The organism is Nocardioides sp. NPDC057772, from assembly GCF_042798075.1.
GTDB lineage: Bacteria > Actinomycetota > Actinomycetes > Propionibacteriales > Nocardioidaceae > Nocardioides.
In genome coordinates this window covers 1-1,409 of sequence record NZ_JBHVKN010000040.1, presented here as the reverse complement: position 1 = coordinate 1,409, position 1,409 = coordinate 1, and the positions used below count along the sequence as shown (strand labels likewise).

At 69.8% G+C, this 1,409-nt stretch carries 1 protein-coding gene; it reads left to right on the top strand.

Features of this window, described 5'->3' with window-relative positions; translation table 11 throughout:
* Positions 1 to 1,375, top strand: a 1,375-nt coding sequence (locus ACFVJS_RS09745; RefSeq protein WP_378878853.1) for an FG-GAP repeat domain-containing protein, incomplete at its 5' end; no start/stop codon positions are given.
* Between the last annotated feature and the right edge of the window lie 34 nt (positions 1,376 to 1,409).

Genomic DNA, 1,409 nt, shown 5'->3' with positions numbered 1-1,409 from the left:
GTCCTCGACGGTCGGCAGCACCGTGCGCGAGGCCGTGGTCACCCCGGACATCACCGGCGACGGCAAGGCCGACCTGATCCAGGTCCGCACCGACGGCTCGGCCGGCATCCGCAAGGGCCGCGGCGACGGCACCTTCGCGGCGGTCTTCAAGAACCTCGGCAAGAGCACGTTCTCCGGGGTCTCCAAGATCACCGCGACCGGCAACATCGGCGGCACCTCGGCCAACGACCTGATCGGCAAGAACGCGAAGGGCTACCTGGTCCGCTACACCGGCAACGGTGCCGGAGGGTTCACCCGGGCGGGCACCACGCGCTCGCTCAGCGGCTTCGACAAGCTCGCCGCGACCGGCGACGTCAACAAGGACGGCAAGCGCGACCTGATCGGCCGCAAGTCCGGTGCGCTCTACTACTTCAAGGGCTCCGGCAGCGGTACGTTCGGCTCGCCGGTCAAGCTCGCGACCCAGAGCCCGTCGTGGTCCTCGCTGGTCCAGATCTCGGGCTACGGCGACTTCACCGGCGACGGCCGCGGCGACCTGATCGGCCGCGACTCGTCCAACCGCGGCTGGATCTACCCGGCCTCTGGCTCGGGCTTCGGCAAACCGCTGGGCCCGTACGCGGACGTCAACCGCACCCTCGTCGGCGCGGTCAACCTCGTCGGCAACAGCCTCCCGGACCTGGTGATGAAGTCCGGCTCGACGCTCTACGTCAAGCCGAACAGCGGCCGGGTCAGCCTGGCCGCGCCGGTCGACAGCGGCGTCACGCTGACGAGCGCCACCGCGCTGATGAACGCCGGCGACTGGAACCGCGACGGCAAGGGCGACTTCCTCGCGAAGATGTCCGACGGCTCCGTGCGGCTCTACCGGGGCTACGGCACCGGCAAGTTCGCCAGCCCCGTCACCATCGCGACCGGCCTCGGCACGGTCAGCGTCATCGACGCGGTCGGCGACATCACCGGCGACGGCTACCCGGACCTGATGGGCCGTACCTCCGACGGCACGATCAAGCTGTGGCCGGGCAAGGGATCGACCAAGGTGGGCGCGTCGATCGTGATGCGCACCTCGGCAGCGGGCACCCGCCTGGTCGGTGTCGGGCGCTGGAACAGCAGCAACACCCCCGACGTGCTCTTCGTCAATGGCACCAGCACCGTCGTCCACGAGAGCAACGGGCCCGGCGGCCTGGTCTCCACGCAGACCCTGTCGATCAACCTGTCGGGCTATGACGCGGTGCTCGGCGTACGCGACCTGCGGGCCGGTTCGGGCGGCGACCTGATCGTGCGGTCGGGCAGCTACATCTACGCGCTGGAGCGCAACAGCACCGGCACCGGCGTGACCCGCACCTACCTGGGTGCGCTGTCGGGCTACAACCTGCTGGGCTGACCCGAGTTGTGAAGCCGAGAGTGGCCCAGAGGCC